Below are 6513 nucleotides of genomic sequence, written 5' to 3' on the forward strand. Positions count from 1 at the left end.
ACACATGTGTGTGCGCCCCGGCCGTTCTCCTTTCCCGGATACCCCCGCCGCGGTTCGTGTCAGGTAACCACCGTGGCGGATGCCCCCTCCTGTGGTGGGTGGTCGGTGGTGAGGTGGCGGTGGAGGAGGACGCGGTAGTCGGTGGCGCGGGAGTGGTCGTGGACGCGTTCGGCGGCCTTCTCGGCGGTGGTCAGGTGCTGGCAGATCACGCAGTCGGGCATGGGGTTCCTCACGGTGGTCACCGCCGGGTGAGCCGGGTGCGGGCGCGGTCGTCCACGGGGGCGCCGGACAGGGCGCAGATCACCGTGGAGGCGTGGCGGCGGTGGAACTGGATGCGGCGTCCCCGGATGACGTTGACGTAGCGGTGGCACCAGGGGGCGGGGCAGGGCATGGCGTAGATGGCGCCGGTGACCTCGTCCCGCCGGATCAGGGGGATCAGCGGGATCACCGCACGGCCCGCTGGCGGACGTGGAGGAGCCGGGCCTCGCGGACCCCGCGTACGGGCACGCCCCAGTCGGTGAGGCGCTTCTTCAGCCAGGCGTCGGAGACGCGGTACTCGGCGGCCAGCGCCTTGAGGGTCTCGCCGTGGTCGCGATAGCGGGTGATGAGCCGTTCGCGGTCGGCGAGGGCCCGTTGGCGGTGGGTGCGGTGCGGGGTCATGGGGGGTCTCCCAAGGGGCGGGGGGCGATGGTGAACGTGTAGCGGTCGGGGCCGTCCGGGATGACCACGGAGACCGGCTCGGCCCGCTCCAGCCGCTCCCAGGCCGCCCGCCATTCGCCGGGGTCGGCGCAGAACACCCGTATCTCGGTGGGCGCGTCGGGTACGGGAACGGGCTCGGCACGCATCGCGGACGTCACCCACGGCGAGCGCGCCGGATCCGGGTCGAGCCGGTCCGCGACCTGCCGGGTCCTGCTCCACAGCCACCGCAGCGCGGTTTCCGGGCATTCGGTCCGCAGCGTGCACAGAACGAACGGAAGAACGATTCCCGAGCCATAGACCGGGCCTTCGGCCATCACGTAACAGAGATACGAGAGACGCGTGGAGCGCACGTTCAGCACGGCAGCCGCTTCCTCGCCCTCACCTTCCATGCCGCACCCCTTTCGCCGACCGGGTGACGGGGATGAGCGTCCCGCTCGTGAACCGGTGCGCGTAGGGGCATCCGTAGGGGCATTCCCACAGCGCCGGGAAGGAGCGGCGACCAGGCGTGCCAAGCTCACGGCAGCGGCGGGTGCATGATGGATTTCATGGCCATCGGAGCACTGATCAAAGACCTCCGCACAGCGCGCGGATGGTCCCAAGGTCGACTCGCGGACGAGGTGAACAAGGCGTTCGGAACGGGGCTGGACCGGGAGTACGTCAGCCGCTGGGAGCGTTGCAAGGTGGTGCCGGGGCCGTTCTACCTCCGGTGCTTGTCCGCTGTCCTGGACGTACCCCTACTCGTTCTTGAGGGTGAAGTGAAGCGGCGTACCTTCCTGTCCGATACGGCGGCCACCGCCATAGCGCCCATCGTGGCCTCCGACCTCCTCAGCGCCGGATTTGCCGCACGGCTACGCGGCGGGCCCGGGGTCGATGACTGGGAGAGCAAGCTGGCTGACTACGGCGTCGCGTATATGAGCAGCGGCGCGGAGGAGATCCAGCGGCGGGTATCGGCTGAGCTGGCCGTCGTACAGCAGCAGTTAGAGGAGCCACGGCTCTGGTCGGTGGCGGCACGGCTGATGACCTTGTACGCGAAGACCATCCCCGGGTCCGACGGGTCCCGGGCTGTGGGGTGGTACCGGCTCGCGGCGGAAGCGGCCGACCGGTCGGGGGACGAGCACTCCCGGGTGTGGGTCAGAGGCCGCGCGGCCATCGCGCTGGGATATGAGGGCGCGTCGCTGACGATCGCCGACATGTTCGCCGACCAGGCGATGGCCATCTCCCGCAAGCCCTCCCTCGGCCTGCTGAACGCCCTCATGGGAAAGGCCCACGCGGCAGCCGTGCGAGGAGACCGGGAGACGGCCCGCGGGCTGCTCGCCGAGGGCCGTCGCGTGTTCGACCGGGCCGGATCGTACGAGCAGACATCCGACTACGCGGTTCCCTGGTGGCGGATGAATGTCTTCGTCTCCCTGCTGGCCGCCCGGCTGGGGGAGGAGCGGACGGCCCTGGAGGCTCAGGAAGCCGCGCGGCGGGAGCTTCCCGCCGCGCTTCCCCGGTTCGCCACCCACCTCGATCTGCACCACGGATTGATGCTGGTCAAGGCGGGTGACACGAAGGGCGGCAGGGAGCACGCCCGCGCGGCCCTGGAGACCCTGCCGCCGGAGAAGCACTCCCTGACGCTGAGGCTGCTGCTGGCCGAGGTCGAGCGGTGATCCGGGCCCGCCGGGCTCGTTCGGTCAGCCCAGGCGCGCGTTGACCGCCGCCAGGGCCGTCGCCACCGGCTGGAAGAAGGTCTCGCCGCCCGAGGCGCAGTCGCCGCTGCCGCCGGAGGTCAGGCCGATCGCGCTGCCGTCGCGGGTGAACATCGCCCCGCCGCTGTCGCCCGGCTCGGCGCAGACGTCGGTCTGGATCAGGCCGCTGACCGAGCCCTCGGGGTAGTTCACGGTCGCGTCCAGACCGGTGACCCGGCCGCCGTCGAGGCCGGTGGTGCTGCCCATCCGGAAGACCTCCTGGCCCACGGCCGCGTCCGCGACCTGGGTGATCCGCACCCCCTGGCCGTCGCCGAGGTCGACGGCGCTCAGGGGCCGGGTCGCGGGGTCGTCGTAGGTCACGAGCGCGAAGTCGCCGTCGCCGGGGAAGACGCCCGCGCGGAGGGTGCCGAGGGGGGTCTCGCCCGGGCGGCCGGAGAAGCGGTCGCCCGAGGTGGCGCAGTGACCGGCGGTCAGGAAGCCGGGGGCGCCCTCCGCCGTGGTCACGTTGAAGCCGAGGGAGCAGCGCCCGCCCCCGGTGCCGCTGAAGATGGCGTCGCCGCCTTCGAGGGCGAACGGCTTGAACTGGCCGGATGACTTCTCGATCCGCGCCATCCCGGACCCGAGCGCCTCCACGGCCGCTTCGAGCCGGTCCCAGCGCTTCCCCGTGACGGTGCGGTCGGCGGTGACGAGCACCTGGTTGTCGCGGGGGTCGAGCGCCCAGGCGGTGCCCGGCACGGTGGCGCGCCCGGCCAGCGAGCCCCGCGCCGCGAGCAGGGCCTTGGCGCTGTGGCGGACCTCGCGGCCGACCGCCCCGGCTCGTTCGACCCGGCGCCAGGCCGACCGGTCGCCGTCGGCGATGTTGACGACGAGCCGCCGCCGTTCGGCGTCGTAGTACGCCCCGCCGTAGGCGTCGCCGAGGCCGGGTCCGATCTCCTTGGCCAGCCGCGCGGCGGCGGCCGGGGTGAGGGTCCTGGGCTGGGCGGCGGGCGGGTCCTCCTGGCCGCCCTGCCCTCCGTACGCCTGGGGCAGCAGCACGGCCGCGGTGGCCAGGCCGAGGGCGCCGGCGCCCGCCAGGGCCAGCTTCCGGGTGGGTATCCGCCTCTGACTCACGGTGCCGCCTCCTGTCGGGTACCGGCCGTGCCGCGAGGGGCACGGGGGCGTTGCGCCCTCTCGTACGGATGCGGGGGGCCGGGTGCTCAACGCGGGCGGGGACGCGTGTGGTGAGTTTCCGTCGGGGGAGCCGGGCGCGCGGGGCACGGCCGACGACACGGAGGCGATATGTCCGTTGTTTTATGAGATAGTCATATATTTTCCGGGCCATGATGACCTTGCGCAGACTGGCTCCGCTGGCCGTCCCGGCGACCCTGGCCGCCCTCCTCGCGGGCTGCGGCGGCGACCAGGCGCCACAGCCGCGCCGCGCCTCCCCCGCCCCGGCCCCCTCCGCCGCCCACGCCGGAGGGCTGACCCCCGTCTTCCAGCGCGCCGCCACCACCGCGACCGCCGCCAAGACTGTGGCCCTCACCTTCGACGCCGATATGACCGCCGACCAGGGGCCCCGCGCGGCGGGCGGGGAACGGTTCGACAACCCCGGTCTCATCGACGCCCTGCGGACGCTGAAGGTCCCCTCGACGATCTTCATGACGGGCCGCTGGGCCGAGGAGTACCCCGACCAGGCGCGGGCGATCGGCACCGACCCCCTCTTCGAGATCGCCAACCACTCCTACAGCCACTACGCCTTCACCGCCCGCTGCTACGAGCTGCCGACGGTCTCCGCCGACGCGATGCGCACCGACGTCGAGCGCGCCTTCACCGCCTTCCGCCAGGCGGGCGCGCGCCGGATCGTCCCCTACTTCCGCTTCCCCGGCGGCTGCTACGACACCGCCGCGCTGCGCGCCATCGCGCCCACCCGGGTCACGGCGGTGCAGTGGGACGTGGTCAGCGGTGACGCCTTCGCGACGGACGCGGACGCCGTCGCCGAACAGGTGCTGGCCGGAGTGCGGCCGGGCTCGGTGGTGGTGCTCCACTGCACCCGCAGCGCGGCGCCGGTCACCGAGCGGGCGATCCGGCGGATCGTGCCGGAGCTGCGGGCCCGGGGCTATCGGATGGTGACGGTGTCCGAGCTGATGGGGGCATCGGCCCGCGAGGGGGCGGTCGGTTCGCCGTGACGTGGGCCTGTCTGATGGATCCTGCTGGGCTCCGGCCTGATCCATCAGACAGGCCCTTACCCCGAGCAGGCCGTCCGCTGGGCTTCCTGCCACGCACAGACCGGGCAGAGCGGGGCACCCTTCACCGTGTCGGGGTACTCGGTCGGCTCCCGGCACAGCACGCACTCGGCGTACGGAGGGCCCGACGCCTTCTCCGCTTCCCCCGGCGTGGGTTCGCTCGGCGTGGGTTCGCTCGTCTCGCAGTACGGCTCGTCCATGGGTCCAGCCTACGGCGGCGGGGCCACGACACCCTCGGGCACGGCCTCAGGCACGGCGGGCGCGGTCGCACCCGGGGACGCCCGGGGCCACCGCGCCCGCCGGGATCAGCCGGACGCCTTCGCCGGGACCAGCTCGCTGGGCCGCACGATCACAAAGCCCTCACCCTTGAGCATCAGCTGAACCGCCTCGCCCGAGCCGCCGCGCACCATCGATCCGAAGGACTGCGAGCGGTTGAGCGAGGTCTCCAGATGGGCGCTCCAGCCGACGACCGCGTCCGTGTCCACACAGACCGGCTGACCCGCCGTGACCGGGATCACGATCGGGGTGCCCTCGCAGATGACGGCGAGCTTGCCGGTCCCGGTGAAGACGCTGTTGAACAGGCCGCCACCGGCCGATCCGACGCCCTTCACCGTCTTTATCTCGTACGAGAGGGTCGGGTCGAAACAGAGCACGTTACGGCCGTTGATCGTCAGCGCGTCGCCGTGCTCCAGCTCGACGATGAAACAGTTCGCCGCCTCGTGCGCGAACCACGCCTCACCCTGACCGCGCACCGCCATCAGCGCCAGGCCCTCACCCGTCACGGCCCGCTTGAGCATCCCGCCGATGCCCTGCCCCTTGCGCTCGAACTGGAGATCTCCCCGGAAGGCGATCATCGAGCCCTGGCGGGCATGCATCTCACCGTTGACGACGTAGCGGATCGCCTTCGCGTTCTGCTGGGACATTCCAGGAGCGACAGCGGGCTGAGCCATGTTTTCGGAGGCGAAGAGTTCACTTTTCATACGGTGCATCCTCACCCGCGGCCCCGCTCCGGAACAACCAGGACACTCCCCCACTGCTGGCACACTTTCCGATGTGAGCAGCAGCAGCCAGCATGTGAACCCTGACAGCCCCTTCCGCTTCGAGAGCGTCGAGCGGGACGAGGCACCGCAGTTCGTCCTGCCGTTGGTGATCCGCCTGGAGCGAGCCCATGTGGCCGAACCCCCGACCCGTACCGACGCGCTGGAGACAGCGGCGCGCGCGGTCCTCACCCTTCTCGCCGACGAACGCTCGTCCGGGGAGGGCGAGTGGGCCGAGGCCGTCCGGGACTGGCAGGACGCCCGGATCCGCAAGGTGGTACGCCGCGCGCGCGGCTCCGAGTGGCGCCGGGCGTCGGAGCTGCCGGGCGTCACCGTGAGCGGCGAGACGGCCGAGGTACGGGTCTTCCCGCCGGTGCCCCTGGACGGCTGGCCCAAGGAGCTGGTCAAGCTCCAGGTGTCCGGCACCGACCTGGAGCAGCCCGAGCCCCCCGCGCCGGTCGGCGCGGACACACCGGTGCTGTGGATGTCACCCGCGCTGGAGATGTCGGCGGGGAAGGCGATGGCACAGGCCGGGCACGGCGCTCAGCTCGCCTGGTGGGAACTGAAGCCGCCGCAGCGGGAGGCGTGGGCGGCGGCCGGGTTCCCGCTGGCGGTGCGGACACCGTCGGCGGCCGAGTGGGAGCGGCTGACGCGGTCGGGACTGCCGCTGGTACGGGACGCGGGCTTCACCGAGATCGCGGCGGGCAGCAGCACGGTGGTAGCCGACCACCCGGACCTGCGCGGCTGACGGGTCGGTCCGGCTCCCCCGGTGGGCGGCGGCGGGAGCCGGGGGCGGCGCGTCGAGGCCGCCGTCCCCGGCGGCGGGATGAACGCGGGAGGGGAACCTTCCGTATGAGGGTGGTGGGA

10 protein-coding genes are annotated in these 6513 nt (G+C 72.4%); 3 read left to right on the forward strand and 7 right to left on the reverse strand.

The genetic code is table 11. The annotated features are described in order from the left end of the window. Positions 1 to 59 precede the first annotated feature (59 nt). Genes ACFVIM_RS31120 through ACFVIM_RS31135 form a run of 4 tightly spaced genes read right to left on the reverse strand, consistent with a single transcriptional unit; the run spans position 60 to position 1088 of the window. Entirely contained in the window at positions 60 to 221 is a 162-nt protein-coding gene (locus ACFVIM_RS31120) for a hypothetical protein (protein ID WP_384308472.1), read from the reverse strand. Positions 222 to 238: 17 nt separating this feature from the next. Continuing rightward, on the reverse strand, positions 239 to 448 hold the full coding sequence (locus tag ACFVIM_RS31125; RefSeq protein ID WP_384308475.1) for a hypothetical protein: 210 nt from the start codon (positions 446 to 448) through the stop codon (positions 239 to 241). Next, positions 445 to 660 carry a hypothetical protein gene (locus tag ACFVIM_RS31130; RefSeq protein WP_384308478.1) on the reverse strand — a complete coding sequence of 72 codons (216 nt, stop codon included), beginning with the start codon at positions 658 to 660 and terminating at the stop codon, positions 445 to 447. Before ACFVIM_RS31130 ends, ACFVIM_RS31125 begins: the two co-directional genes overlap by 4 nt. Then, on the reverse strand, positions 657 to 1088 hold the full coding sequence (locus tag ACFVIM_RS31135) for a hypothetical protein (RefSeq protein ID WP_384308481.1): 432 nt from the start codon (positions 1086 to 1088) through the stop codon (positions 657 to 659). Before ACFVIM_RS31135 ends, ACFVIM_RS31130 begins: the two co-directional genes overlap by 4 nt. 156 nt (positions 1089 to 1244) lie before the next feature. Here ACFVIM_RS31135 and ACFVIM_RS31140 point away from each other — a divergent pair, with 156 nt between their 5' ends. After that, positions 1245 to 2348 (forward strand): helix-turn-helix domain-containing protein, encoded by a 1104-nt coding sequence (locus ACFVIM_RS31140; protein ID WP_384308484.1) that lies wholly within the window; start codon positions 1245 to 1247, stop codon positions 2346 to 2348. Between the two features lie 24 nt (positions 2349 to 2372). On the opposite strand, the gene ACFVIM_RS31145 is transcribed toward ACFVIM_RS31140, so the two are convergent. Further along, positions 2373 to 3497: a S1 family peptidase gene (locus tag ACFVIM_RS31145; protein ID WP_384308487.1), complete on the reverse strand. Its 1125-nt coding sequence runs from the start codon at positions 3495 to 3497 to the stop codon at positions 2373 to 2375. A gap of 209 nt (positions 3498 to 3706) precedes the next feature. Between ACFVIM_RS31145 and ACFVIM_RS31150 the strand changes: the two genes are divergently transcribed. Further along, positions 3707 to 4552: a polysaccharide deacetylase family protein gene (locus tag ACFVIM_RS31150; protein WP_384308489.1), complete on the forward strand. Its 846-nt coding sequence runs from the start codon at positions 3707 to 3709 to the stop codon at positions 4550 to 4552. Positions 4553 to 4608: 56 nt separating this feature from the next. Here the strand turns inward: ACFVIM_RS31150 and ACFVIM_RS31155 are convergent, their stop codons facing one another. Together ACFVIM_RS31155 and ACFVIM_RS31160 are read right to left on the reverse strand one after the other, a co-directional pair. After that, positions 4609 to 4809, reverse strand: a complete 201-nt coding sequence (locus ACFVIM_RS31155; protein WP_384308492.1) for a hypothetical protein — start codon at positions 4807 to 4809, stop codon at positions 4609 to 4611. Between the two features lie 105 nt (positions 4810 to 4914). Beyond that, positions 4915 to 5589, reverse strand: a complete 675-nt coding sequence (locus ACFVIM_RS31160) for an AIM24 family protein (protein WP_384308495.1) — start codon at positions 5587 to 5589, stop codon at positions 4915 to 4917. A 73-nt stretch (positions 5590 to 5662) separates the two neighbouring features. Between ACFVIM_RS31160 and ACFVIM_RS31165 the strand changes: the two genes are divergently transcribed. Further along, a complete protein-coding gene (locus tag ACFVIM_RS31165) occupies positions 5663 to 6394 on the forward strand; it encodes an aminoacyl-tRNA hydrolase (protein WP_384308498.1) in 732 nt (243 codons plus the stop codon). Positions 6395 to 6513 lie beyond the last annotated feature (119 nt).

It is taken from the genome of Streptomyces sp. NPDC057638, from assembly GCF_042800315.1.
Classification (GTDB): domain Bacteria; phylum Actinomycetota; class Actinomycetes; order Streptomycetales; family Streptomycetaceae; genus Streptomyces.

Bases quoted from the DNA above. Each gene is read 5' to 3' on its own strand.
- ACFVIM_RS31120 (WP_384308472.1), bottom strand. From the start codon at position 221: ATGCCCGACTGCGTGATCTGCCAGCACCTGACCACCGCCGAGAAGGCC.
- ACFVIM_RS31130 (WP_384308478.1), bottom strand. From the start codon at position 660: ATGACCCCGCACCGCACCCACCGCCAACGGGCCCTCGCCGACCGCGAA.
- ACFVIM_RS31135 (WP_384308481.1), bottom strand. From the start codon at position 1,088: ATGGAAGGTGAGGGCGAGGAAGCGGCTGCCGTGCTGAACGTGCGCTCC.
- ACFVIM_RS31140 (WP_384308484.1), top strand. From the start codon at position 1,245: ATGGCCATCGGAGCACTGATCAAAGACCTCCGCACAGCGCGCGGATGG.
- ACFVIM_RS31150 (WP_384308489.1), top strand. From the start codon at position 3,707: ATGATGACCTTGCGCAGACTGGCTCCGCTGGCCGTCCCGGCGACCCTG.
- ACFVIM_RS31155 (WP_384308492.1), bottom strand. From the start codon at position 4,809: ATGGACGAGCCGTACTGCGAGACGAGCGAACCCACGCCGAGCGAACCC.
- ACFVIM_RS31160 (WP_384308495.1), bottom strand. From the start codon at position 5,589: ATGAAAAGTGAACTCTTCGCCTCCGAAAACATGGCTCAGCCCGCTGTC.